This window comes from Pseudoalteromonas sp. Scap06 (assembly GCF_013394165.1).
Taxonomy (GTDB): Bacteria; Pseudomonadota; Gammaproteobacteria; order Enterobacterales; family Alteromonadaceae; genus Pseudoalteromonas.
In genome coordinates, this window is sequence record NZ_CP041330.1 from 1,129,499 (window position 1) to 1,153,496 (window position 23,998).

21 protein-coding genes are annotated in these 23,998 nt (G+C 39.6%); 10 read left to right on the forward strand and 11 right to left on the reverse strand.

Translation table 11 applies throughout. The annotated features are described in order from the left end of the window. Positions 1–63 precede the first annotated feature (63 nt). Positions 64–267 carry a hypothetical protein gene (locus FLM47_RS05170; RefSeq protein WP_138606245.1) on the forward strand — a complete coding sequence of 68 codons (204 nt, stop codon included), beginning with the start codon at positions 64–66 and terminating at the stop codon, positions 265–267. On the opposite strand, the gene FLM47_RS05175 is transcribed toward FLM47_RS05170, so the two are convergent. Both FLM47_RS05175 and FLM47_RS05180 read right to left on the reverse strand, forming a co-directional pair. Beyond that, entirely contained in the window at positions 264–2,504 is a 2,241-nt protein-coding gene (locus tag FLM47_RS05175) for a bifunctional diguanylate cyclase/phosphodiesterase (RefSeq protein WP_178955572.1), read from the reverse strand. The two genes, FLM47_RS05170 and FLM47_RS05175, sit on opposite strands and share 4 nt — an antisense overlap. A gap of 51 nt (positions 2,505–2,555) precedes the next feature. After that, on the reverse strand, positions 2,556–5,279 hold the full coding sequence (locus tag FLM47_RS05180) for an insulinase family protein (protein ID WP_178955574.1): 2,724 nt from the start codon (positions 5,277–5,279) through the stop codon (positions 2,556–2,558). Between the two features lie 184 nt (positions 5,280–5,463). Between FLM47_RS05180 and sixA the strand changes: the two genes are divergently transcribed. Further along, complete coding sequence (gene sixA, locus FLM47_RS05185; protein WP_171039596.1) at positions 5,464–5,940, forward strand: phosphohistidine phosphatase SixA; 477 nt, start codon at positions 5,464–5,466, stop codon at positions 5,938–5,940. A gap of 54 nt (positions 5,941–5,994) precedes the next feature. On the opposite strand, the gene FLM47_RS05190 is transcribed toward sixA, so the two are convergent. Next, positions 5,995–6,918 (reverse strand): AEC family transporter, encoded by a 924-nt coding sequence (locus FLM47_RS05190; RefSeq protein ID WP_138606239.1) that lies wholly within the window; start codon positions 6,916–6,918, stop codon positions 5,995–5,997. A 17-nt stretch (positions 6,919–6,935) separates the two neighbouring features. Continuing rightward, positions 6,936–7,493 carry an endonuclease SmrB gene (gene smrB / locus FLM47_RS05195; RefSeq protein ID WP_138606237.1) on the reverse strand — a complete coding sequence of 186 codons (558 nt, stop codon included), beginning with the start codon at positions 7,491–7,493 and terminating at the stop codon, positions 6,936–6,938. A 298-nt stretch (positions 7,494–7,791) separates the two neighbouring features. On the opposite strand from smrB, the gene prmB reads away from it, so the two are divergent. The 3 genes from prmB to FLM47_RS05210 all read left to right on the forward strand — a co-directional run bounded on the left by prmB (position 7,792) and on the right by FLM47_RS05210 (position 10,429). Further along, entirely contained in the window at positions 7,792–8,727 is a 936-nt protein-coding gene (prmB, locus tag FLM47_RS05200) for a 50S ribosomal protein L3 N(5)-glutamine methyltransferase (RefSeq protein WP_076918988.1), read from the forward strand. Positions 8,728–8,818: 91 nt separating this feature from the next. Beyond that, complete coding sequence (gene aroC / locus FLM47_RS05205; RefSeq protein WP_138570430.1) at positions 8,819–9,916, forward strand: chorismate synthase; 1,098 nt, start codon at positions 8,819–8,821, stop codon at positions 9,914–9,916. Positions 9,917–10,042: 126 nt separating this feature from the next. Further along, on the forward strand, positions 10,043–10,429 hold the full coding sequence (locus FLM47_RS05210) for a DUF4112 domain-containing protein (protein ID WP_178955576.1): 387 nt from the start codon (positions 10,043–10,045) through the stop codon (positions 10,427–10,429). 44 nt (positions 10,430–10,473) lie between these two features. Here FLM47_RS05210 and FLM47_RS05215 read toward each other — a convergent pair whose 3' ends face one another. Beyond that, a complete protein-coding gene (locus tag FLM47_RS05215) occupies positions 10,474–11,172 on the reverse strand; it encodes a 2'-5' RNA ligase family protein (protein ID WP_178955578.1) in 699 nt (232 codons plus the stop codon). Positions 11,173–11,384: 212 nt separating this feature from the next. Between FLM47_RS05215 and FLM47_RS05220 the strand changes: the two genes are divergently transcribed. From FLM47_RS05220 to FLM47_RS05235, 4 genes are all read left to right on the forward strand, one after another. Next, positions 11,385–11,939: an elongation factor P hydroxylase gene (locus FLM47_RS05220; protein ID WP_178955580.1), complete on the forward strand. Its 555-nt coding sequence runs from the start codon at positions 11,385–11,387 to the stop codon at positions 11,937–11,939. After that, positions 11,929–13,071: an ATP-NAD kinase family protein gene (locus tag FLM47_RS05225; protein ID WP_178955582.1), complete on the forward strand. Its 1,143-nt coding sequence runs from the start codon at positions 11,929–11,931 to the stop codon at positions 13,069–13,071. The genes FLM47_RS05220 and FLM47_RS05225 overlap by 11 nt, the downstream gene beginning before the upstream one ends. Positions 13,072–13,074: 3 nt before the next feature. Next, positions 13,075–13,350, forward strand: a complete 276-nt coding sequence (locus tag FLM47_RS05230; protein WP_010391380.1) for a YfcL family protein — start codon at positions 13,075–13,077, stop codon at positions 13,348–13,350. 143 nt (positions 13,351–13,493) lie between these two features. Beyond that, positions 13,494–15,053: an AbgT family transporter gene (locus FLM47_RS05235; protein WP_010391381.1), complete on the forward strand. Its 1,560-nt coding sequence runs from the start codon at positions 13,494–13,496 to the stop codon at positions 15,051–15,053. A 1,052-nt stretch (positions 15,054–16,105) separates the two neighbouring features. On the opposite strand, the gene FLM47_RS05240 is transcribed toward FLM47_RS05235, so the two are convergent. Together FLM47_RS05240 and FLM47_RS05245 are read right to left on the reverse strand one after the other, a co-directional pair. Then, positions 16,106–17,935, reverse strand: coding sequence for a DEAD/DEAH box helicase (locus tag FLM47_RS05240; protein ID WP_054202149.1), 1,830 nt, complete (start codon positions 17,933–17,935; stop codon positions 16,106–16,108). Positions 17,936–18,095: 160 nt separating this feature from the next. Further along, complete coding sequence (locus FLM47_RS05245) at positions 18,096–18,359, reverse strand: GrxA family glutaredoxin (RefSeq protein ID WP_008114535.1); 264 nt, start codon at positions 18,357–18,359, stop codon at positions 18,096–18,098. A gap of 290 nt (positions 18,360–18,649) precedes the next feature. Here FLM47_RS05245 and FLM47_RS05250 point away from each other — a divergent pair, with 290 nt between their 5' ends. Then, positions 18,650–19,096, forward strand: coding sequence for an Hsp20 family protein (locus FLM47_RS05250; RefSeq protein WP_016899448.1), 447 nt, complete (start codon positions 18,650–18,652; stop codon positions 19,094–19,096). Between the two features lie 59 nt (positions 19,097–19,155). Here the strand turns inward: FLM47_RS05250 and FLM47_RS05255 are convergent, their stop codons facing one another. The 4 genes from FLM47_RS05255 to FLM47_RS05270 all read right to left on the reverse strand — a co-directional run bounded on the left by FLM47_RS05255 (position 19,156) and on the right by FLM47_RS05270 (position 23,584). Next, complete coding sequence (locus FLM47_RS05255) at positions 19,156–19,671, reverse strand: hypothetical protein (protein WP_178955584.1); 516 nt, start codon at positions 19,669–19,671, stop codon at positions 19,156–19,158. Continuing rightward, positions 19,668–20,756 (reverse strand): peptidyl-prolyl cis-trans isomerase, encoded by a 1,089-nt coding sequence (locus FLM47_RS05260; protein ID WP_256872128.1) that lies wholly within the window; start codon positions 20,754–20,756, stop codon positions 19,668–19,670. The genes FLM47_RS05255 and FLM47_RS05260 overlap by 4 nt, the downstream gene beginning before the upstream one ends. A gap of 101 nt (positions 20,757–20,857) precedes the next feature. After that, on the reverse strand, positions 20,858–21,871 hold the full coding sequence (locus FLM47_RS05265; protein ID WP_138606217.1) for a phospholipase: 1,014 nt from the start codon (positions 21,869–21,871) through the stop codon (positions 20,858–20,860). Between the two features lie 159 nt (positions 21,872–22,030). After that, positions 22,031–23,584, reverse strand: a complete 1,554-nt coding sequence (locus FLM47_RS05270) for a cryptochrome/photolyase family protein (protein ID WP_178955588.1) — start codon at positions 23,582–23,584, stop codon at positions 22,031–22,033. Positions 23,585–23,998 lie beyond the last annotated feature (414 nt).

Consider the following 23,998-nt stretch of genomic DNA (forward strand, 5'->3'; position numbering starts at 1 on the left):
TACGTTGCTTTAATTTTCGCCAGTTTAACGCTATTATATGCGCCTTAATTTTTCAGCAGTCAGATGAGCATGGTATTATTTATTTTACTCAGTGGTGTGTTTATCGCACTTATGTATATTGAAACCATTAAAAAGGGTATGCCTGTTAAGCGTTGGTTATTTTTGGGTGGATTATTAGGGCCTGCAGCCTGGTGTTTATTTAATCTACATTATCGACGTGCATTAATACGTAATATTGGTGCAAAAACGTGTCTATGGCGTGCTTAGCTAGTCGCTCTAACTAAGCTGAGTTTTGATTGGCTTTGCTGTTGTTTTAAAAATGCAGTGAATTCATCTTTTGAGAGTGGTTTAGAATAGTAATAGCCTTGTAGTGTTTCACAGTTAAGCTCTTCCAGTATACTTATTTGTGAAGCTTGTTCTACACCTTCAGCAACTACATGTAAATCAAGGTTATGTGCAATAGTGACAATAGAGTCCACCATATTGCGGCCGCGTTCGGTTTTCATATCATCAACAAAGGCTTTATCTATCTTAAGCGTATTCAGTGGAAACTGTTTCAAATACGCCAGCGACGAATACCCAGTACCAAAATCATCCATAGCTAAATGAATGCCACGGGCACTTAGAGAGCGCATAATAGCAATGGCTTCTTGTGGGTCGTCCATTACCGTGCCTTCAGTGATCTCAAGCTCTAAAAAGTAAGAGGGCAGTTCATTTTTTTGTAAAATCACATCAATGCGCGAAGTTAAATCGGGTAAGCTAAACTGTTTTGCTGATAAATTTACCGCAACACGAGCGTTAAATAATCCAGCGTCTAACCATTGTTTTACGTCACGACAAGCTTTGTTTAAAACCACTTCACCAATTTCAATAATTTGCCCTGTTTCTTCGGCGATTGGAATAAATACCCCCGGGCTAATAACCCCTTTTTTCGGCGTAATAAAACGCACTAACGCTTCCATTCCAGCAAGCTTACCAGTACGAATATTCATTTTAGGCTGATAATACACCTCAAAGTGATCTTCTTTTAAGCCAAAGCGCATTAGGTTTTCTATTTGTAGTCGCTTTACTGCTTGGCGATTCATGTTGTCATTAAAGAACAGGTAGCTGTTACCTTTCTTTTTCGCATGATACATAGCGGTATCGGCGTTCTTTAATAGTATTTCAGGGGTGTTACCATCTTCGGGGAATAACACTATGCCAACACTGGATGTGATAGCAAGTTCATGTCCTGCCATTTTAAATGGTGTGGCTATTGCTGCTAAAAACTGTTTCGCCATGCGGGTGATGGTGAGAATATCGTTGGTGTTTGACATAACCAGCGCAAATTCGTCGCCGCCTAGGCGATAAAACACATCATTTTCACGGGTAAGCTTATTTAAGCGCATAGCAAGCTTTGCCAGTAAGCTGTCACCTAACTGATGACCCAATGAGTCATTTATCTTTTTAAAGTTATCTAAGTCAAATACTAGCAAGGCATGGTGTGAATGCTCCTTTGCTAATTTTTTTAAGTCAGAAAAAAATAAATTACGGTTTGGTAAGCTGGTGGTGCGATCTCGATTGGATAAATTATTGAGCTCAGACTCCGTTTTTTTACGCTCGGTTAAATCAGAATACACCACCACGTAATTGGTAATTTGATTTTGCGCGTTTTTAATTTCATCTATCGAGATTTCAAATGGTAGTAGAGCATGGTCGCTATTACGCAGCTTTACTTCTTCTTGAATATGTTCATGCTTTCGAACGGTGTCTTTTATGGACTCTATATAGCCTCTGTCGTAACCGGCTAAATGAAATTCTTTTTTAAGGTATTGCTCACGTACACCACCGAACAAAGTTAAAAAGCTGGGATTAATGTCAACAAGCTTAAAATCTTTATCATAAATAGCCAGTGCATCGGTAAACGACTCAACGCATTTTGCAAATAGGTTTAGTCGCTCTTCGGTTGATTTGAGCTGAGAAATATCTCTTACCGTGCCAGTCATTCGCAATGGACTAAGGTTCGCGTCTTTTTCGATTATTTTTCCACGGTCGAGTACCCAATGCCATTTACCAAAGCTATCTTTAATACGATAAGTGGCTTCGAAAAAAGTACTCTCTTCAGCAAAATGTTTTTTTAGTAGATAATCTACATGGGTTAAATCGCGAGGGTGTATTAGGCTTTTATTCGGTGGGAATTCTACTAGATTGTTGTTATTCAGTACGTACTTGTCGTTAATACGAATAACCTTGCCGGTTTTTATATTCCAGTCCCATAGTGTGTCACCACTGCCTTCTACGGTGCTTTTTAAACGCTTTTCAGATTGCTGTAATTGAGAATGTGAGCGTTTTAGAGAGTGAATAACCGTAAACAAATAAATTAACAATAACGTCATTATTGCGCACACGCTAACGACAAGCGCATTTAAGTTCAAGCTAAACGATGACTCAAATGCACTAGCAGAATGGGCTGTGGCCAAAGTGGCCAACAATAGAATGTATTTTATTATTTTTATTTTTTTCATTGTCTTACTTCTTATTTACAAAAGACAATCTAAATCAAGCGCGCGCAAGAGTCAAAGAGAATGAGAATAAAGTGGTAGATTCTTCGGTTGATTCACAGATTTAGCGCTTAAAAGCTCATATCTTGGGCGATCTGCATTAAAAATTTCAGCTGCATAGGCTTTTACATCCTCAAGCGTTAATGCGTTTAAAGAATCCAGCAGGCGTTGCTGCATATTAAACTGGTGATCGCCATTGCCAATAGCAAGCCATAAACGTTGTGAACGTAAACGCAAGTTTTTGTCTTTTTCGGCAATATGCGTTGTTAGCCCATATTTTTGTTGCAGCCAGGCTTGCTCTGTTAGTTCATCAATGGTTGATAAATACTGACTGATGAACACATTATGCCTGTGTAGTAACATGCTTGGTTCAAATTTAGGTGACTGAATATAAAAAGCAATTCCGGCACGAGTATTAAAGGGCGCATAACCGGCACCGACCAAATAACCCAATTGTTGTGTGGTGCGTAGTTCATTGAAATAATCTTGATTAATTAAGTGATTAAGCGCCATCATTTTTACTTTTTCATCAACATCATCGCTTAATGCTTGGTAGTAAATCACCATGGCATTATCGCTACAAGCGAGTTCTAATTCGTAACGAGTCACTTTAGTAATTTCAAAGAGTGGGCGCTTTAAATCTTCTATAACTGCTGACTTTTTAAGGTGTAGTGCCACCTTTTTCTGAAACTCAAGGGCTTCACTTTGCTGCCAATTGCCATGTAAAAAAGACTCAACATGAAGTGCATTAAAAAACGCCTGTCTAAACTCATTAAACTGATGAAAACAGGTATCTTTAAGTGCATTTGCTAACTCGTCAGGCTGTGGGTTCCACGGCATTATCTTAGCGCCTAATATACTAAAGAGCTCACTAACAGGTTTATTTTGGTTACTATTGCGCCAATGCCTTACCAGTTGCTTTTTATATTCAGCAAAGCGTTTAGCACAAATTTTTACGTTAAATAGTGCATCAATTAGTTGATCAACCAGCTCAAGTTGGCTTGAAGATAGCCCCGCAGTATGCAAGGTTAAGCCACCTTGGTGAGAGGTTAAGTGATAACTTAAGCCCGCGAGCTCAGCTGGATAAAACTGTTCGCCAACACTATCCATAAACAAATCAGAAAACAATCGAGTCAATGCCATATGCTTTACATCTTTAACTGCAAAGTCAGAGTCCATGGCTAAATAAAAATGCCCTTTGGCCACTCTGAAGGTGGCATCTTGTTTAAACCAAAAGTCAAAGCCAGCTTCTTTTACCAGCAACGTTGGATGAGCTTGCTGCGACTCTATTGGATATAAAACAACATCTTTAGCTAAATAAGGATTTGCGTTAGGTAATAACATTTCACCCTGTGGCTGACTAATTTGTGCCAACGCTTCGAGCCAATGCAGTGACAATTTTTCAATTTTATACGGTGTGTTATACCAAGCAGCTGTGTGTTCAGGCTCTACACCCGGATGAATCAGCACTAAACGCATATTGTGAGGGGTTAACCATTGCATTGCCATTTCATGAGTGGTGGCTTTAAAGCCTTCCATTAAATAGTCGCCCTGTAAGTAATTAACTTCATCGTAATGTTGCATGTTAATACTTAAGTTACTGACCCAGTCAATCAGTCGAGATTTTTCTTGGTTATCAAATGCGATCTGTAGCAGTTTTTGTTTATCTTGATACAAGCGAGGCAGTTTGTTGATGTTGTTATTTATTAGGCAAATGTATTCAAATACCATTTCAATAATGTCTTCGTAGTATTCAATGCCTTCATCGGTCAGCGCCATGCTAATATTAAAATCTTTAAAGTTACTACCGTTGATGCCACCTCCGGCAGAAAGAGCATTGATCCAACCTTGTTCTTTAAGCACAGAATACAACGAGCCTTGCCCTTCGTACCCTAGTAAATGGGCAATAAAACTAACTGTTTTATGACGGTAAAAATCGTCTATGTTTGGCATGGCAAAGCTAATAATCAGCTTTTGTACGTGTTTATGTGGCTCTATATGAAGCAACTTACCTAAGTCTTGGCTGCGATAAAGCGGCGCTTCTATAGGTGGTTTTAATTTACCTTGTTTGCCTTTAATTTGGCAAAAATGCTGAGTTGCCCATGCTTCTAGTGTATCTAATGATTCATTGGCACAAATCACTAGAGTCATCCATTGAGCTTGGTAATGCTGATTAAAAAAGTCACGTAATTCATCACTAATACAGCGTTGTCTATCGGCTAATGTTTGTAGGTTGCCTACAGAGAACTTAGCAAATGGATGTGCAGGGTTAACAGTTTCTTTATGCACTTGATATATACGTCGGCCATCGTCTTTAATCTTTAATTTAAACTCAGCCTCAATGGCATTTCGTTCTTTTTCGGTTTCTGCGGGATCCAAGCTGGGCGCTATAAAAAAACGGCTAAATTGCGCTAATGCCGATTCAATATGATTGTTATTAATATCAAAAAAGTAGCAGGTATGCTCCGTGCCAGTCCAAGCATTGGTGTTACCACCAGATTGAGAGACAAAATTATTAAAACTACCGGATTCAGGATACAGATCAGTGCCTAAAAACAACATATGCTCTAAAAAATGCGCTAAGCCCTGCCTATCAAGAGGATCGTCAAAGTGACCAGTGTTAACGGCCATAGAGGCTGCCGCTTTTGCTGAGTCCTGATCGCGCACTAAAAGCACTTTTAGACCATTGTCCAGTGTTAGTGTGCGGTAAGCTCTGTTATCATTGGTGCTGATTTTCAAATGATGCTCCTGAAACTAAACGTATAATTGTTAACAACAGATGATAACTTCAGGAATGCGACGCTATTTACCTGAACATCATGAAAGAACTATTTTAAGAAAATAAATAGGTTTGAGTTATTAATATAGCGGAAATTCGAGCAAATTGGCTACTGTTTTATATTCTTTAATTGGTTGATTTTTTATGAAAACAATCTTGATAATGCGTCATGGTGAAGCAATACCTATGCAGGCTGATGATGTCAGTAGAAGTTTGACTTCTATGGGTCAGCAACAAGCTGAAAAAATGGGGCTATGGTTGCAAAAAATGCACGCTCCCAGTGGCTTGTTAGTTAGTCCTTATGTTAGAGCGCAGCAAACCGCTGAGGCTGTTAAAAAAAGTAATCGTTTTTTATTTGAAGAAACCTGTCACGATATTATTCCTGAAGGGAACCCTCAGGTTGCAGCAGATTATTTAGAAACGTTAATTGCCCTCCACCCAGAATGCGATACCTGGCTGGTTGTTGCCCATATGCCTATGGTGAGCTATTTGGTTGACCAACTATGCGCGGGTAACATGCCAATTTTTAACACCGGTGCAGTTGCCCAAATTAGTTATGATGAAGCGAGCCATAAAAGTGATTACATCACCATAAATGCGCCAGCTAATGTAACCGTATAAACTACGAACCTCCCCAGCTTAAAGCCTGACGATAAAACGTGGTTAGGCATTTATCTAAAGTAAAATGGTTAACCACACACTAAAACTCAACACACTTAATACTGTAGATAAAACCACTGCACTGGCAAGGGTATCTTGGTGTTGTTTTATTTGGCATGCAATTAAATAGGCATTAACGCCTAATGGTGATGCACTTAATAGCACCAGTACTTTTAGCAGTGACTCATTAAGTGTAAATACGTGTGTGCCTAGCAATAATACCAAGGCAGGTAATATGACTAATTTTAATAGACTGGCAATGGCCGCTGCTTGCCAGTTATCGCTAATTTTATAAAAAGCTAAGTTAGCGCCCAATACAAATAACGCACAAGCAATAGCTGGTTCGGCTAAAAGCGCTAAGCCCTTAGTTAAGTCAGCAAATAAAGTAATCCCTGCCAAATTAACCAATAAACCAGTGCTAATACTTAACACCACTGGATTGAGTAGCATATTTTTGGAAAATGCTGACCAAGAAAACACATGACTAGCGCTGTTTGCACTAATTAAAAAAGTAAGGGTGAACAATAATGCGCTATGAAAGGTAATGATCATAAAAATAATGCCCATCATTTGCTCGCCTAATGCGGCAATAATAATAGGTAACCCCACCAATACAGTATTGGAATAGCTACTGCCAAGAGCAAACACGCTATGGCGTTCGTATTGAAGTTTTTTAGAGAGAATGTAGCGGTCAATAATTAGGGCAAAAAGGTAAATTAAAATAACCGGAATGTAAAAACTTAAAAAGCCATTTAAGCTGACACTGGTTTGTAAGTCTGCTTTGGCCATATTTAAAAATAAAAAGCTCGGCACACTAATATAAAAAGTAAACTTACTTAATCCAGCTATATGGATACGCTCTAAAAAGCCACTGCGGCTAGCAATGTAGCCACATAGCACAATAAATATCAGCGGGAATATAATCGAAAATATATGCACTAAAAGGCTCTTGTTGATTAGCGTCTAAACTCATCACTTTGCGGTAAATTAATTAATATCAGTACCGCACCTTTACCGCCATATTCGAGCGGTGCTTGATGCATAGCAATAACATCGGGGTGTTGCACTAAGTATTGCGGCACTTTATGCCTGAGGATATGGCCGCCAATTCCGTGTACAACACAGGCGCAGTAATAATGCTTTTTTTTACACTCATGAATAAGCCCTGCGAGTTCATCTTTGGCTACTTCTTTATTTAAGCCATGCAGGTCTAGAGTTAAATCAGGTATAAAATCCCCTCGACGAAGTTGTTTCGCTAAAAAACGATCCTGACCCTGTTGCACATAATTAACAGTACCGTTAGTGTCTATATCTGGCACATATTCATCAGAAAAGAAAAATTCTGATTGTTGTTGCTTTTTTTGCTGGGCAAATTGCTTCGCTTGTGACACTTTAGGTTTATTACTAAAACGGTGAGTGTCTTGTTTGAACACGCGCGCACCGCTGATACTTTGACGAAACAAGTCAATGTCATCAGGACTAATTAGGCTGTTTGAGTGGGGATCTTTTTTCATAGCGGCAGTCTAAACAAAAAAGTGGTAAAAATCGAGTAAAAAGGTGTGATACCCAAGCAGCTTTGAGGTGCATAGTGCAGCGCCAATAAGGTTAATTTAAAAGCGATTTATACTGCGTTATTGATTTGAACAACAGAGTGACTATTACACTTGCAATCAATGCCTTGTTTAAATTACCTTTAATTCTAACTGTCACTCGCACCTAGAGGTGGCTTGGGTATACAATAGGGCAATCATGGGGCCCATAGTTGTGCCTCGATTGAGTTTATTTTTTGAAAGTAGCAGGCAGATAATACTGATGAGTGAATTACTAATAGAAGAAGCAACCCTGGATGAAGCTGTTGCAGAACTTTCAACCTTACATGATTGGCTTCGTTGGACGACAAGTCAATTTGCAAGTAGCGGTATTTTCTTTGGTCATGGCACCGATAACGCATGGGATGAAGCGGTAAGTTTGTTATTACCAGCACTTAGCTTGCCAATTGATGCACCCAAAGAGCTGATGCATGCCCGTTTAACTAGCACTGAAAAAAACCGTTTAGCAGGCTTAATTGCCGAGCGCATTAACGATTTTACCCCAGTTCCATACCTGACCAACATTGCATGGTTTGCCAATATGCCATTTTATGTGGATGAACGTGTATTAATTCCTCGCTCGCCTTTTGCTGAGCTTATTAATAATCGTTTTACACCTTGGCTAGAGCAGCCAGAGTCAGTAGGGCGTATTTTAGATTTATGTACGGGATCGGGTTGTATTGCGATTGCATTGGCACAAGCATTCGAAAATGCGCAAGTTGATGCGGTTGATATATCCTATGAAGCGCTTGAAGTGGCTGATATCAATATCACCGATTACCAACTAAGTGAGCGCGTATTACCGATCCAGTCTGACGTATTCAGTGGTGTGCCTGGGCAAAAATACGACTTAATCGTAGCAAACCCACCGTACGTTGATGCTGAAGATATGGCTGATTTACCACGTGAATTCCATCACGAGCCAGAGCTTGGGTTAGCATCGGGTCACGATGGCCTTGATGTAACACGTACTATTTTAGATCAAGCTAGTGAGCATCTAACAGATAACGGTTTGTTATTTGTCGAAGTAGGTAACTCTATGGTACATATGGATGCACTGTATCCAGGCGCACCATTTGAATGGATTGAGTTTGAACAAGGCGGATTAGGGGTGTTTGTTATTAGCAAGCAACAACTAGATGCCTACTTTGCACAGTAATTATTAATACTAGCCATTCATCCCAAATGGCTGGGTAACACTATAGCCGAGATAATTCTCGGCTATAAGTCATTAGGAATGAGGAAAGTTAATGGCAGGTAATAGCATAGGGCAGTTATTTAAAGTGTCCACCTTTGGCGAAAGCCACGGCGTTGCATTAGGCGGCGTTGTGGATGGCACGCCAGCAGGCCTTGAGATAACAGAGGCCGACATACAACACGATTTAGATAGACGAAAACCAGGGCAAAGCCGCTATACCACGCAGCGCCGTGAGAGCGACCAAATTAAAATTTTAGCGGGTGTTTTTGAAGGTAAAACCACCGGTACCAGCATTGGTTTATTAATTGAAAATACCGATCAACGTTCACAAGATTATGGCAAAATTAAAGACGTGTTTCGTCCAGGTCACGGTGACTATACCTACTGGCATAAGTACGGCCTGCGCGATTACCGTGGTGGTGGCCGCTCATCTGCGCGTGAAACCGCTATTCGAGTTGCCGCAGGCGCCATTGCTAAAAAGTATTTAAAACAGTTTCATGGTATTGAAGTTAAAGCATGCTTGAGCCAATTAGGGCCAATAAAAGCCGAAAACTACGATTGGGATGAAGTGGAAAATAACTTATTTTTCTTCCCAGATACAAGTAAGCTTGAAGCACTTGATGAATATATGCGCGAGCTAAAAAAACAAGGCGACTCAGTGGGTGCTAAAGTAAAAGTAGTGGCTAAAAATGTACCAGTTGGATTAGGTGAGCCAGTATTTGATAGGCTAGATGCCGAACTTGCACATTCATTAATGAGTATTAATGCTGTTAAAGGCGTTGAAATTGGTGATGGCTTTGATGTAGTCGAGCAAAAAGGCTCAGAACATCGTGATGAGTTAACCCCTGATGGGTTTACCTCAAATCATGCCGGCGGCGTGCTTGCAGGTATTTCAACGGGGCAAGATATAATCGCATCAATTGCGCTTAAACCGACATCGAGCATTACTATTCCCGGTAATAGTATTAACACCGAAAATGAAGCGGTTGAGATGATCACCAAAGGTCGTCACGATCCTTGTGTAGGAATTCGTGCTATTCCGATTGCTGAGGCTATGATGGCCATTACTTTAATGGATCATTTACTTCGTCAACGCGGTCAAAACCCACATGTACACCACGAACATGGGCCAATTAAAGGCGCTATTTAAGCGCCTTACGTTTAAAACTATACTAAACGGGCAATAGCGCGTTTAGTATATACAGGCTATACATCTTTATTGCCGCTCAATAATTTAAATGTGCTCAGCGCACCTAAAAATAAGAGAGCTGTTATTATGCAAAAAAACAATCAAGCTTCCATCTCACAAACTGAATATAAAGCCACCATAAAACGGCTCGAAGAGTTTAGCCGCTTTACCGATAGCAGCATTGGTATTCCGTTTACTAAATTTAAATTTGGTGTAGAGTCGTTGATTGGGCTTTTACCTGTGATGGGTGATTTAGCAGGGCTTATTTTGTCTGGCTATGTACTAATTGAAGCGCAGCGCTTAGGTGTTAGCAAGCGAGTAAAAAGCCGTATTATTATAAATATGTTGATTGATTTTGTTGGCGGGCTCATTCCATTTTTTGGTGATATTTTTGATGCCATGTTTAAAGCAAATACGCGTAACACCCGCATACTTAAAAAACATTTAACAGATAAGCTAACCACAAACCCATAAACATTATTAGTTTAAAATGTGTAATTAGCCCTGTTATTAACTATTTATTTGGCATCAAAAAAGTACTTAGCGAGTATTTCTTTTTGTTGACCAAACTGATCAGATACTCCAATTCCAATCCCAATTATTTCCCCTTGTGCCTGCGGTGGCTCAGCGTGCAGTGCTTTTTTTACTAACGCTAATGCTGGGCTTTGTTCATTCGCGAGTAGTGTTAAATGCGGCTGAAAATTCTGAAATACATTAGGGCTGCCATAACGTTCAAAAGCCACAAGTTTATTAGGGTAATGCTTTACCCAGCTAGGCACTGGTGCTTGATGATCGCGAAGCGGCTCAAGCTTGAGGGTAACCTCATCGGCTAAGCGTTGTAACTGATATGATTTTTCTAAGTTTATAAATGCCCAATTACTTGGTGATACACTAAATCCATTGGCTTTTATCTCAAACGACTGATGCTCTTTTACAATGCGCTCAACCATTTGCTTAATTTCGTTTTGTGCTTCAAGTGGGTAATCCGTTAAATACAAGGTGGCGTGTACGGGTAACCCTTGTTGGTAAAACGTAGTAATTTGGTGCGAGGCCAATTCATTGCTGGTGTTAGCGACTAGCTCAACAATAGGCTTAGAGGGAATAGCAAATACGTTAATACTTATGCTTTTTGCATAACTGCTGGCAGAAGTAGCCAACAGTGTTAAAAAAGTAAAAGAGATAAATAGCCACGACAAAGAGCTGTGTTGTTTAACCATAAGAGTGAGTCAATTCAGGTTTTTGGTTGGTGTATGGTAAGCGTAATTAAGCGTTCAGTAAATAAAGTATGGTAAGGAAGCCTTAATTAATGCATCGCTAATTTTTTACTTTGTAGATAAAAGTACGTACAATTCGCTTCGTTTTTAGTGTGCTTTATACTAATTTTATCTGTCTTTAAAGCATCGGGTTCAAACGAGTATACGAAGTATTTATGCACCAAGTAGCTGATCTAATGTCTATTTTCGAACACACTTTTTACCAAAGCTATAACACGCGTTTGGTAAAAGGTGAGCATGAGCCTATTTACATTCCCGCAAATGATACAACTCCATATCATCAAATTGTGTTTGCCCATGGTTTTTATGCCAGTGCACTACATGAAATAGCTCATTGGTTAGTGGCAGGCTCGCAACGCCGTTTAAGTGAAGATTATGGTTATTGGTATTGCCCTGATGGGCGCGATGCTACACAGCAAGCGGAGTTTGAATCAGTAGAGGTAAAACCTCAAGCAATAGAGTGGGCATTGAGTGTGGCTGCTGGGTTTGATTTTAACGTATCGGTAGATAATTTAAATGGTGAGCAAACTTGTCGATTTGCGTTTCAATCACGTGTTCATGCAAAGTTATTAGAGTTGTTGCAAAACGGGTTTAACCCAAGAACAACCTTACTATTAAAAGCACTGTGTAAATTTTATAACACCACGTGGCCATTACATGCTGCGCAGTTTTCATGGCATTCTCCCGAGGAGTTAAAAGATGCAGTTTAAGTTAGGATTGATTGTAAATCCGGTCGCAGGGCTCGGTGGTAGTGTTGCGCTTAAGGGCAGTGACGGTGAAGACACCGCTGCTAAAGCCATCGCATTAGGTGCAGAGCCTAAGTCAAATAGCCGCACTAAAGCTGCACTTGAAGTGCTGGTACCTCATCAATCAAACATTACTATTTATACTGTTAATGATGAAATGGGGGAGCAAACAGCAAAAGCGTTGGGCTTTAATACGCAAGTGGTTTATCAAAGTAACTCACCCACAACCAGTGACGATACTGAGGCTGCAGCTCGTTTATTACAGCTACAAGGTGTTGATTTAATCTTATTTGCTGGTGGCGACGGAACGGCGCGCAATATTTGCCATGCTGTAGAAGACTCTGTACCCGTATTGGGCATTCCTGCTGGGTGTAAAATTCATTCCGGCGTGTATGCCATAACGCCAAAAGCCGCAGGCCGTGTAGTTGAAATGCTGGTAAAAGGTGAGCTGGTAACATTAAGCGATGCTGATGTGATGGACATTGATGAAGTGGCTTTTCGCCAAGGAACAGTAAAAGCAAAACGTTATGGTGAAATGCAAGTGCCAAGTGAAGTGCGCTATGTACAAGCGGTTAAAAATGGCGGTAAAGAAACTGACGAGCTGGTGTTAGCAGATATAGCTGCTTATGTCGTTAGTGAAATGGATGCCGATATCCTCTATGTCATGGGTAGTGGCTCTACCGTTGGCGCAGTGATGGAAGAGATGGGGCTTGAAAACACCTTACTCGGTGTTGATCTCGTTGAAGATCAAGCTTTAGTAGGGCAAGACCTAACAGCCCAGCAACTTCTTGAACTTACCAAAGAACGTAAAACAAAATTAGTGATCACTCTAATTGGCGGTCAAGGGCATATTTTTGGTCGAGGCAATCAACAACTCAGTCCTGCGTTAATTAAAGCGATAGGCCGCGATAATATTATTGTGGTGGCTACTAAAACAAAATTACAGGCTTTAAATGGCCGACCGCTGATTTGTGATACCGGCGATAGCAAATTAGATGATGAATTAAGCGGTTATATACGTGTAACCAGTGGGTTTAACGACCATATTATGTATGCAGTAGGTCATCAAGATGGGCTGCACCCAGAGGAGAAGTAACACATGAGTTTAGTAAATTACATAGATGCTGCGCAGCAATATTTTGATGATTTAGTGATAAAAGCCACCGATGACGAGTTATTTGCTGGCGGTTATTTACGCGGCCACTTTGATTTAGCCGTAGGTTATGCACAAGTTGAAGAGTTAAATCTAGAAATTGCAGAACTAAACGACACGGTTGAAAAAAGCTTAGTAAAAGCTTATCGCAATGGCGAACTTAATGAAGATGATAAAGCACTCGTAGTAAGAATATGGGATGAAGTAAAAGCACTTGCATAAGCTTTTTTTATTCATTAAAAATAGCGCGGCTACTGAGCCGCGTTTTTTTGTGCCTAAAAAAGAACTTGTTTATTCAGTTAAAATTTACCTCATTCCTTAGATACGCTAAAGTAGCACAGTCTAAATTCTAGGGAACAAGTGAAATGAATAACAATAATGATGCGACAATGCCAACTGGCATAGTTGCGCGATTTTTAAATTTTGTTGAGCGGGTAGGTAATAAGCTTCCTGATCCAGCAATTATCTTTTTGTTTGCCATGTTATTAATCTGGTTTTTGTCTTGGTGGTTTTCAAGCGTCACATTTGATGCAATAGATCCTCGTACTGGCGAAGCCATTATCATTAATAACATGCTTGCCAGCGATTCGTTGGCCACTTTTTTATCTTCTATGGTAAAAACTTTCACCGGTTTTGCGCCACTGGGTGTAGTACTGGTTGCTATGCTAGGTGTAGGCGTTGCAGAGCATTCGGGCTTTATTAATACCGGCCTTAAATTAATGCTCAAAGTAACGCCTAGAAAATTACTAACACCCTCAATTATTTTGGTAGCTATTGTGAGCCATACGGCTACCGATGCAGGGTATGTGCTGGTTATTCCACTTGCTGGGGTAATATTTTTTGCAGCAGGTCGTCATCCGCTTGCCGGTATTGCAGCGGCATTTGCTGGGGTAAGTGGTGGCTTTGGTGCTAACTTTATTCCATCTGGAATTGACCCATTACTGCAAAGCTTTACGCAAAGTGCAGCACAAATTATTAATCCAACAATGAGCATTAACCCGCTTAATAACTGGGGCTTTGCTTCAGCATCAAGCTTATTTATTGTGATGTTAGGTTGGTATATCACCGATAAAATTATTGAACCACGTTTAAAAAATTCACCAGTTGATGGCGAAACTCAAGACCTACCAGCATTTGAAGATGCCCGTAGTGACGAAAAGCGCGCCTTTCTTATTGCCAGTAGCGTAATGATTGCAGGTATTGCATTATTAGCGTATGTATCTGCACCCGCTGATTCAGCGATGCGCAGCAGCGATGGTTCTTTAACAAACTTTAGTTCACCATTAATGCAATCAATAGTGCCGCTAATCTTCTTATTATTTTGGATCCCAGGCGCAGTATATGGTTTTACCGTAGGCACCTTTAAAAGCTCTAAAGACATGATAGACGCGATGAGCAAAGCCATGAATGGTATGGCGTATTACATTGTTATGGCATTCTTTTGTTCATTATTTATTGCTGCATTTAGTAAATCAAACCTAGGTGCTTTACTGGCAATTGAAGGGGCTCAAGTATTAAAAGCAATGGAGTTACCAAGCTCTGTGACGGTTGTGGGCATTATTTTCCTAACTGGTTTTGTAAACTTGTTTGTTGGTTCAAGCTCGGCTAAGTGGGCACTATTAGGTCCGGTATTTGTACCTATGCTAATGCAGCTCGGTATTTCGCCAGACTTAACGCAAGCAGCGTACCGTGTGGGAGATTCTAGCTCTAATATTATCACCCCGCTAATGCCATACTTCCCGCTGGTGGTGGTGTACTGTCAAAAATACGTTAAAGGCACAGGCATAGGTACGCTTATCGCGATGATGCTACCGTATTCAATCGCCTTTATGATCGGTTGGAGTATCTTCTTGCTAGGCTACTGGGCACTCGGTATCCCATTAGGACTTGATGCCAGCTACGTGTATCCCGCTGTGGCGCCTTAACTTATATCTTGATTCATAAACCTCACTCACTCGAGTGAGGTTTATATAAAAGTGCTGTAATATTCAAAGTAAGTCTAAGTTATCTTTCTAAATCTCTCACTATATAACCAAACAAACTAGCCTCACCAAAAATATAAACATAATCGTTTTTGTTATTCATTATTGTAGACTTATCATCGTACCACCTAAAATCATGAGTTTCGTTTGTTTTAGGATCTTTAAAATATAAACGAGTACAATTATCTTCATAATCAGAACCACACTTTTGTACATCAGTTAGGATATATTCCTTATACCAATAGTCGCCTTGCGTGTAGTAAGCCCATAATTTAATGGGGGCAGAGAATAAAAAATAGAGACTTGCATAGATTAACAAAGGGATTAATGGGTACGCGAATATTAATGATAATTTCGTTTTTGTATCTGAAAAACTATATTTAAGATGCTTCCTGTATTTACTGCAGCGTCTATATTTATTGAATACAAGTATATTTAAATAGATGAATGATGCGCCACAAATAATAGGGAATGCTATAAAGAAAATAACGTCGTATATTTCATTTGTGATAAATGGTGGATCTGTAAAGTCCATTAAAATAGGAATAATGATGCATAATAAAATAGGTAACATTATTACTACAAAGAGTAAGTTATCGTAATTTCTTTTCAATTTTTAATTCGTCCATGAATTATAGCCTTTGCTTAGTTTACATAAATTTTATTGTTTTAAAAATCAAAGAAAACATGTTTATACACATTAATTAATCTGAGTTTTGGATAATTAAGCTATCTCAAGCAGCTTTTTTAACGCTAATTGCGTTGAACTTACTTACAATAGGCTAGCTATTGACGCGTAATTTCGCCTTGTTTTTACTGCAATCTCTGGTTAGAGAAAACAAACAAAATATTTTTAATTCAATATGTTAGTTAAGTACCTAATACTGGCTTGCGGCTTCGAGTTACGAAGATTAAGCTGACCTGATACCTGAATTTCAGACACAAAAAAACCTTGGCACTTTCGTGGCAAGGTTTTTTTACTAAAGAGTCGTTGCTTACTTAGCGGTGAAGCTAACTGGGCGACGTTCTTTACGAGGGCCGCTACGCTTATCAGGGCGTTGGCCATCTTTATTAAAGCTACGCTTCTTGTCACCAGCAGGGCGTTCAGAACGCTCGCCGCGTGGCTCAGAAGGGCCTTGATCTTGTGTTAATGTCATACCCATTGGGCGTTTACAGATAAACACTTTTTGGAAGTGATCAAGTACATCTTTAGGCATGTTTTGCGGTAATTGTACCGTACTGTGACTGTCGTGAAGACGAATGTCACCAATAAACTTGCTTGAAATGTCTGCTTCGTTAGCAATTGCACCAACAATGTTCTTAACCTGAACACCATGCTCACGACCTACTTCGATACGGTACGTATCCATAGGGCCTGCATCACGGCTATTACGCTCGCGAGGTTTACGCTCAGCGCGCTCACCGCCACGTTCGTTACGACGGCCACGGTCACCACGATCATTACGGTCGTTGCGAGGGTTGCGTTCGTTACGCTCACGCGGTTGAATCTTAACTTCTTCAACTTTAATTGGCGATTGTTGCTGTGCTAAACACAGTAATGCACCCGCTAAGTCTTCAGGAGCAAGCTCAAGTTTTTGTGCCATGTTGGCAGCCACTTCGTTAAAGAAAGTAATATCTTTGTTTTCAAGTGCAAGCGTAAGCTTTTCTTGAAGCGCATTAATACGTTTCTCTTCAACAACTTTAGCTGTTGGTAATTCAACTTGTGCGATTTCAGATTTAGTATGACGAATGATATTTTTAAGTAAATAACGCTCGTTATGCTTAACGAAAAGAATCGCTTTACCAGTACGACCAGCACGACCTGTACGGCCGATACGGTGAACGTAGGCTTCAGAATCTTGTGGAATGTCGTAGTTGATAACTAAGCTTAAACGGTCTACATCAAGACCACGTGCCGCTACGTCTGTTGCAATAACAACGTTTAGCATGCCGCTTTTTAAACGATCAACTGTGCGCTCACGCGCTTGCTGGTTCATGTCACCGTTAAGCGGCGCAGCAGAAAAACCTTCGCGCTCTAATAACTCAGCTAGTTGTACTGTATCGTTACGTGTACGTACGAAAACAATAGCACCTTCATATTGTTCTGCTTCTAAGAAACGGACAATGGCTTTGTTTTTATGTACGTGTGCATTCCAAAACACTTGCTCTACTGACGATACAGTTGAGTTGCGTGCAGAAATATGAACCTGTTCAGGATTGTTCATATATTTGCTGCTGATGTTTTGAATTTGCTTAGGCATAGTCGCAGAGAAAAGACATGTTTGCTTTTCACGCGGCGTTTTTTCCATGATGTTTTCAACATCATCGATAAAGCCCATACGTAGCATTTCATCGGCTTCATCAAGTACAAGTGCTTGTAAAGCATCAAACTTGATAGTGCCACGGTTTATGTGATCGATTAAACGACCCGGTGTAGCAACAATAATCTGTGCGCCACGACGAAGTGCGCTCAACTGGATGCTGTAGCTCTGGCCACCATATAGTGCCAGTACTTCAACACCACGAGTGTGTTTTGCATATTGTTCAAATGCCTCAGCTACTTGGATCGCAAGCTCACGGGTTGGTGTGAGTACAAGGATCTGTGGCTGTTTCACAGACGGGTCAATATTATTTAGTAATGGCAGTGCAAATGCTGCTGTTTTACCTGTACCCGTTTGTGCTAGTCCCAGTACGTCCTTTCTTTCTAGCAATAACGGTATACATTGAGCTTGGATTTCAGATGGTGTCTTGTAACCCAACTCTTCAACTGCCTTTAAAATTGCAGGAGAAAGATTTAGAGATTCAAACGTGACTGGTTCTGACATTAATACGCCTCAACGAATTTAAAGAGGCGCGCATTGTATAGGAAATACGAGGCAAATGCTTGTATAAATTACAACTAATTTATATGTGTTTGATGTTGGTCGAAATTTAACCAGCCCAAGTTGTGCGTTAATTAAGCTGGTTAACAATATACCTACAAATTTACTGGTAAAGGCCTAGGTTTTCTTTGGCGTAGGCTTCAAATTCTGTAAAACCACCAATGTGTGTTTGGTCTACAAAAATTTGTGGCACAGTCGGGCATGGCTTGCCTGCAGACTTTTCTAAATCTTCTTTACTGATGCCTTCTTTGATGATGTCGATGTAGCGGTATTTAAAATCATCGCGGTCATTAGCAAGTTGCTCTGCAACATCTTTAGCGCGAACACAAAAAGGGCAGCCTTCACGGCCAAAAATTACTGTTAACATAACGCTCTCCTCAAATTAGTTGACCCTAGTGTAACTAATTTCATTATTTATTACAGTGCAAAAAAACGATTATTGTGTTCGCTTTTTTCAGGGCCTGTAAAAAAATAAAAAATATTTTATAAAAAAATCTTGAAATAAAATTGTCCGCCCATAAATAGTTATTTGAGGACGCCTGATGGGTCTTCATTTAAACAGAACTATTTGAAAATTATATTATTAATTAAATTTTGCCGTTACTTGTTCAAACGAAAAGTGGCAGCAATATATCGCTTAAATATGAGGATATTATTATGCGTACAGTAGATTTATCACCCCTATACCGTTCATTCATTGGTTTCGATCACTTAGCATCATTAATGGATGCCGCTGCACGAACTGACAAGCAGCCAAGTTTTCCTCCATACAACATCGAAGCGCTTGATAAAGACAAATACCGTATCACTATGGCAGTTGCTGGATTTAGTGAAGACGAGTTAAGCCTACAATCTGAAAACAACACGTTAGTTGTATCGGGCACTAAAGCAGGTAAAGAACAAAACGATGAACGTAAATTCATTCATCAAGGCATTGCCGAGCGCAACTTTGAGCGTAAGTTCCAGTTAGGTGACCACGTTAAAGTACTTGGCGCAGACCTAGCCAACGGCTTACTGAGTATTGATCTTGAGCGTGAGATCCCAGAAGCGCTGAAGCCGCGAAAAATTGAAATTGGCTCAGGCAATATGCTAGAAAGTAAATAGCTTAGATAGCACACGTATTTTCCCTGTGAAAAGCCGCCATTTGGCGGCTTTTTGCGTTGTTAGTCTTTTAAATCTATTTGCATTTGTTTTAAAGCGTTAATTTTATCTATTGCAACTTGTAGTTGTTCTTGTGAAAGCTTTTTTTGTCGGCCTTTAGCAAGTAAGTCTTCAAGCTTTAATATTTTGGCTTTTGCAGCAATAACAAAACGTTGTTCTAGCTGTTTTTGCTGTTCAAGATGGAAATCTTGATATGCCTGGTGATTATTTAAATCACCACTGTACTGAGCCACTGGCTGAGTATTTTTTACTATGTTAGGTAAATAGGCCACAGAGGTTATTGTTGGCAAGGGGGGAGGACTAGTGTTACTAATTGTAGCCGTTTTCAATTGCGTGCTTTCCAACTCTTGAGTCATGTCATCAGCTGTCAGCTCAAGGGACGTTGTTTGCTTGACACTTTTAGCTTGGTCAAGGCCATCAATATTCTCTATTGTTGGTTTGCTAGTATAATGAGTGAAAAGTGTGTAAATACCAACACAAGCTAAAGCAATGACAGAAACGAAATTTTTTTTACTCATAAAATTACTCCCGTCTTATTTTGCCACTTGAGCCAGTTATTTTCATACTGTTGTGCCGCTTTTTGTTTTGCGATGGCCTTTGTTGCTTGGTATCGAACGGTTTCATCTTCTGGCAAAAAGTAATCAAACTGATGCTCATAACTGTGTATCACCACCCATTCACCACTAGGTGTACGTATAACAGCGGAAATGGTGTTTTCTTTAGTTGTGAACGCAAGTTGTACAACCCAACTACTTTTGTTTTTGCGGTTTAATTCACTATTGTATTGAGCATATATATCTTGTTTTCCTGATATTACTAATGCTTGTTCAAGTGATTTGTTATCCGCCAACGTGCGAAAGTCTACAGCATTGGCTCGATTAGCAAATTGAGCTCCGTGGGCTTTTACCTGACTTAAAAATTTAAACTGCGATTTATTTGCTTGATAAAACGCTTTAATTTCGCTTTTGTTTACTTGTTGCTCTAGCTTTTCAAGAACAGGGCTCTGCATGTGCATCATTGTATTTATGCCTAGCCAGCTTTGAATGGAGGGTCGCAAAATATCTCCTTTAGCTATTTCATACAGATGTTCAATATCAATATTCTGTTTTGCCAAAATCGGTTTGGCTTTTGAAAACGCTATATTGAATTGCCGTTTTTTTATTAATTCACTTTTGAATAGTTCACTATCTCCTCTATGGAGTTTAAAACGTACCTGCATTGATAGTGTATCGATAAATTCATATAAATTAATAGAATTATACAAAATAGGGGTTAAATCGATCTGCTGCATTTTTTTAATCAAGCTTTGCACATATTGACCATTTTTAGGGTAGGGCCCTAATGTGTGTTTAAGCCAATGGCTATCATAAGTGTCAAGCTTTACCTGACTTGACTGTGCCTTTATAGCTAATTGCGAATCGAACAGATTTTTTAAGTAACGTTCAACATGGTATTGAGTACTAAAACCAACGGCAGATTGTCGTTTTATTATTGCAGGTGTTTTTAGCGCTGCTTGTTGTAACAAAAACTGATTCTCATACAGACGAGTTCTAACTTCATTGATTGTAATTTCAGGTTTGTGCTTTAAATAAGCACGATGCATAAAGTTAACTTCATCACTACTGTATTGTGTAAATGAGGCCATTACTAGGGAGTGGTAACACGCCCCTAGTAATGTAATCACTAAAATAGCCATTTTTTTCATTAGCGAGCAACCATGGCGTGGTTCAATAAGTGCACCACCATTGCTATTGCATGGGGCACTACTTGCTTAGCTATATTAAGGCGATCAAAATGATCTTTTGAATTGAGTACAATTCCACCCTGTGCATAAGAAAATGAACCGCCTTGAGTTAATAATGGGCGAACATCTTGGCTATTTTTATCTAAAGGCGAGAACGTTTGCATTGCTTGAGTAACGAGTGATAAATCGTTGAGCTGCTCTTGATCATAGTAATCTTTTACCCAACTTTCCCAGCTAGAGTGGTTAAGGTCTGATGTGGTCCATGTGTGGTGAGGTTGTAATAAATCAGTCGTATGAAATACAAACCCTAATACTTGAGGATTTCCGCTTTGTAAGTAACTTTGATACCAATATTGCCCTAAATTATCGATAGGTTGAAATGGCATTTCTTCAAAGTCATCGTACATAGAATAGGTTGAGTTGCTATCGATTCTGTAGTGAGATTCTGTTACACCATAACTGTTATATTTTGAAGAGTCGGCATTGAACCAACCTGTTTCTCCCCCTTTACCATCATCAAGGTAGTCACCTTTAAGCCAAGCAGATGCAAGATTATCAATAGTGCCCCAAACGGTGAGCTTCTCATAATTATAACCACCAAAATCGTTTCCATGTTGGTCTGCACCTTGGGTATGATTTTGAAAATGCCAATAGCTTGTATATTTAACTATACTTTGCGCTGCTCCCCATACAGGCGCTTGAACACACGAACCTGTAATGGCACCACAGAAAAAGGTGTCTTCAAAGTCATCTACATCATAAGCCGCTTGTCCTAGCAGCTCGGCTAATTCAGAGATTGTCAGATTGTTTTGTGCAGCGTACTGACGTAGGGCAGCATATTCGGTGCTGGCTGGGTGTTGCTGCATATAATTTACGGCATCAAGAACAATACGTTTGTGAGTTTCTTGACTAAAAGCTTGAGCTTGGCTTGTACCGAGTAATAAAAGTGTCGCTGCAATTAATTGTTTTTTCATTTTATTCTCATCATAGTTTGGAGTAAGAGGTGCTATTAAAAAATAAGCTCATTACATTGCCATGACAAATAAATTAAACATTTAATTAACAATATTACCTATTTTGGTACTTTAATATTAACTATCAAGAATGCTGCCGCCAATTGACGGCATTTATATTTAAAGCTTTTCAATATTATTTAAATAGTTGTTACCTTGCTCTAAGGTTGCTTGGCGTAATGATTCATCTTGTTTATCCCAATTACGATAAACCATCCCTATTCGTGGGTTTTTCTCAAGTCGCTCTCGGTGTTTTTGCATAAACTGCCAGTAAAGGCTGTTTAGCGGACACGCATCTTTGCCCACTTTCTCTTTCACTTTGTATTGGCAGCTTTTACAGTAGTCACTCATTTTATTTATATAGTTGCCGCTAGCCGCATAAGGCTTAGTGGCAATGATGCCATCGTCAGCAAACTGGCTCATCCCTCGTGCGTTAGGCATTTCTACCCACTCAATAGCATCAATATAAACACCTAAATACCATTCATCCACTTCATCGGGACTGATGGCGGTTAATAAACAAAAATTACCTATTACCATTAAGCGCTGAATATGATGGGCATACGCGCTGTCTAAGCTTTGTGTTAATGAGTGGCTTAAGCAATTCATTTTTGTTTTACCATTCCAAAAATAACTCGGCAGTGCACGAGTTGCATTAAGCTGGTTTTTGTTGGCGTAATCGGGCATGTTTTTCCAATACACGCCACGCACATACTCGCGCCAACCCAGTACTTGGCGAATAAAGCCTTCAACCTGAGAAATAGATATTTCATCTTGACGTTGTTGGTACTCTTTAACAACACGGTCGATAACATAGCGAGGGGGTAAAATTTTGGCATTTAACGCAAACGATAATCGGCTGTGATAAAAGGTATCCTTATCAGGGCATTGATCTGTCATCGCATCTTGAAATTGACCAAAGCGAGGCAGTAAATGTGCACAAAAATGATCAAGCGCACTTATTGCTTGCTTACGGGTTGTTGGCCAGCTTAATTGCGTGTCTATCTGTCCAAAGTAATTTATTTTATGTTTATCTAAACGCTCAATAATGGCGCTAACATCATTTTTAAATAATTTGGGTTTGGGGATATCGGCTAAATCACTTTTTGAAAACTTATTACGGTTATTGGCATCAAAGTTCCATTGCCCACCGGCAGGTTTGTCATCTTCCATTAAAATATCAAACTGCTTACGCATTGCCCGATAAAAATGCTCCATAGTGACGTGTTTATCTTTTTTAAAGCGTTTATCTATGTCGTTAAATGCTAATAAAAAATGCTCGCTGTCACAGGCATTCACCGTTAACTCGCTATTAGTCGCGAATTCGTGAAGTTGTGTTTTTAAACGGTACTCATCTGGGTATTGATATTCAATAGAGGTGCATTCATGCTGCTTGGCTAAACGCTTTAAAAGAGCGGGTAAGTCATCATCGTCTTTGGTGTCATCTAGCGTGAGATGTAAAACATTGAAGCCAGCATCTTTTAATGCATTAGCGAAGTTTTCCATGGCTTTAAAAAAGGCTGATATTTTTTGCACATGGTGTTTTACATAGTGTGCTTCTTGCATAAGCTCAGCAATAACAAATACGGTGTCGTCTGATTTGTCTTTAAACCACGAATGAGCAGGATTGAGCTGATCACCTAAAATCAATCTTAGTGTGTTGTATTTTTTCATAATTAGCCAAAATTCACTCTTATACGTGATATTTTTAAAAGCGATCTATTTCTTAAAGTATGCTTAACCTGAACTCTGGTTAAGAGGTTTACTAACATATTAAATCAAAAATGATATTTATGTTTATTTTCTCTAGCCAGAGATTTTCAGTGAAAACAAGGCGAAATTACGCGTCAATAGCTAGCCTATTGCAAGTAAATTCAACGCAGTTAGCGCTGAAAATAGCTGCTTGAGATAGATTTATTATCCAAAGTTCAGGTTACCGATAATAGAGCACCGAATGCAATTTAATACAGCGGTTGATTGTAACGATTCAAATTTTATAGCAAACATAGTGTAGGTAAGGCGATAAACTAGGTTGCTTTTTTTATCAACTTATTAGTTATTATGGTTGCTAATTTAGCGGCACATCCT

Coding starts and splice junctions, on each gene's coding strand:
- FLM47_RS05220 (WP_178955580.1), top strand. CDS start 11,385: ATGCACCAAGTAGCTGATCTAATGTCTATTTTCGAACACACTTTTTAC.
- FLM47_RS05270 (WP_178955588.1), bottom strand. CDS start 23,584: ATGAAAAAATACAACACACTAAGATTGATTTTAGGTGATCAGCTCAAT.
- FLM47_RS05265 (WP_138606217.1), bottom strand. CDS start 21,871: ATGAAAAAACAATTAATTGCAGCGACACTTTTATTACTCGGTACAAGC.
- FLM47_RS05245 (WP_008114535.1), bottom strand. CDS start 18,359: ATGTTAACAGTAATTTTTGGCCGTGAAGGCTGCCCTTTTTGTGTTCGC.
- FLM47_RS05250 (WP_016899448.1), top strand. CDS start 18,650: ATGCGTACAGTAGATTTATCACCCCTATACCGTTCATTCATTGGTTTC.
- FLM47_RS05255 (WP_178955584.1), bottom strand. CDS start 19,671: ATGAGTAAAAAAAATTTCGTTTCTGTCATTGCTTTAGCTTGTGTTGGT.
- FLM47_RS05240 (WP_054202149.1), bottom strand. CDS start 17,935: ATGTCAGAACCAGTCACGTTTGAATCTCTAAATCTTTCTCCTGCAATT.
- FLM47_RS05175 (WP_178955572.1), bottom strand. CDS start 2,504: ATGAAAAAAATAAAAATAATAAAATACATTCTATTGTTGGCCACTTTG.
- FLM47_RS05225 (WP_178955582.1), top strand. CDS start 11,929: ATGCAGTTTAAGTTAGGATTGATTGTAAATCCGGTCGCAGGGCTCGGT.
- sixA (WP_171039596.1), top strand. CDS start 5,464: ATGAAAACAATCTTGATAATGCGTCATGGTGAAGCAATACCTATGCAG.
- aroC (WP_138570430.1), top strand. CDS start 8,819: ATGGCAGGTAATAGCATAGGGCAGTTATTTAAAGTGTCCACCTTTGGC.
- FLM47_RS05235 (WP_010391381.1), top strand. CDS start 13,494: ATGAATAACAATAATGATGCGACAATGCCAACTGGCATAGTTGCGCGA.
- FLM47_RS05215 (WP_178955578.1), bottom strand. CDS start 11,172: ATGGTTAAACAACACAGCTCTTTGTCGTGGCTATTTATCTCTTTTACT.
- FLM47_RS05230 (WP_010391380.1), top strand. CDS start 13,075: ATGAGTTTAGTAAATTACATAGATGCTGCGCAGCAATATTTTGATGAT.
- prmB (WP_076918988.1), top strand. CDS start 7,792: ATGAGTGAATTACTAATAGAAGAAGCAACCCTGGATGAAGCTGTTGCA.
- FLM47_RS05260 (WP_256872128.1), bottom strand. CDS start 20,756: ATGCATCGTGCTTATTTAAAGCACAAACCTGAAATTACAATCAATGAA.
- FLM47_RS05210 (WP_178955576.1), top strand. CDS start 10,043: ATGCAAAAAAACAATCAAGCTTCCATCTCACAAACTGAATATAAAGCC.
- FLM47_RS05170 (WP_138606245.1), top strand. CDS start 64: ATGAGCATGGTATTATTTATTTTACTCAGTGGTGTGTTTATCGCACTT.
- smrB (WP_138606237.1), bottom strand. CDS start 7,493: ATGAAAAAAGATCCCCACTCAAACAGCCTAATTAGTCCTGATGACATT.